This is a genomic window from Pseudomonas sp. IT-P176, assembly GCF_949767245.1.
In the GTDB taxonomy this organism is placed as follows: Bacteria; Pseudomonadota; Gammaproteobacteria; order Pseudomonadales; family Pseudomonadaceae; genus Aquipseudomonas.
The window spans coordinates 1-1,281 of sequence record NZ_CATKPN010000085.1 but is presented as its reverse complement, the minus strand read 5'-3'; the positions used below and the strand labels follow the sequence as shown (position 1 = coordinate 1,281).

Below are 1,281 nucleotides of genomic sequence, written 5' to 3'. Positions count from 1 at the left end.
ACGTTACTTTCACTGGTAACGGATCAGGCTAAGGTAAAATTTGTGAGTTGCTCTATGAGCAAGTGCGAATTTTCGGCGAATGTCGTCTTCATAGTATAACCAGATTGCTTGGGGTTATATGGTCAAGTGAAGAAGCGCATACGGTGGATGCCTTGGCAGTCAGAGGCGATGAAAGACGTGGTAGCCTGCGAAAAGCTTCGGGGAGTCGGCAAACAGACTTTGATCCGGAGATGTCTGAATGGGGGAACCCAGCCATCATAAGATGGTTATCTTAAGCTGAATACATAGGCTTAAGAGGCGAACCAGGGGAACTGAAACATCTAAGTACCCTGAGGAAAAGAAATCAACCGAGATTCCCTTAGTAGTGGCGAGCGAACGGGGACTAGCCCTTAAGTGGCTTTGAGATTAGCGGAACGTTCTGGAAAGTACGGCCATAGTGGGTGATAGCCCTGTACGCGAAAATCTCTTAGTCATGAAATCGAGTAGGACGGAGCACGAGAAACTTTGTCTGAATATGGGGGGACCATCCTCCAAGGCTAAATACTACTGACTGACCGATAGTGAACTAGTACCGTGAGGGAAAGGCGAAAAGAACCCCGGAGAGGGGAGTGAAATAGATCCTGAAACCGTATGCGTACAAGCAGTGGGAGCCCACTTTGTTGGGTGACTGCGTACCTTTTGTATAATGGGTCAGCGACTTATTTTCAGTGGCGAGCTTAACCGAATAGGGGAGGCGTAGCGAAAGCGAGTCTTAATAGGGCGTCTAGTCGCTGGGAATAGACCCGAAACCGGGCGATCTATCCATGGGCAGGTTGAAGGTTGGGTAACACTAACTGGAGGACCGAACCGACTACCGTTGAAAAGTTAGCGGATGACCTGTGGATCGGAGTGAAAGGCTAATCAAGCTCGGAGATAGCTGGTTCTCCTCGAAAGCTATTTAGGTAGCGCCTCATGTATCACTGTAGGGGGTAGAGCACTGTTTCGGCTAGGGGGTCATCCCGACTTACCAAACCGATGCAAACTCCGAATACCTACAAGTGCCGAGCATGGGAGACACACGGCGGGTGCTAACGTCCGTCGTGAAAAGGGAAACAACCCAGACCGTCAGCTAAGGTCCCAAAGTTATGGTTAAGTGGGAAACGATGTGGGAAGGCTTAGACAGCTAGGAGGTTGGCTTAGAAGCAGCCACCCTTTAAAGAAAGCGTAATAGCTCACTAGTCGAGTCGGCCTGCGCGGAAGATGTAACGGGGCTCAAACCATACACCGAAGCTACGGGTATCA

At 50.0% G+C, this 1,281-nt stretch carries 1 rRNA gene; it reads left to right on the top strand.

Features of this window, described 5'->3' with window-relative positions:
- Positions 1-120 precede the first annotated feature (120 nt).
- Positions 121-1,281: ribosomal RNA gene (locus tag ACM6IP_RS22725) — 23S ribosomal RNA — on the top strand; the annotation flags it as partial.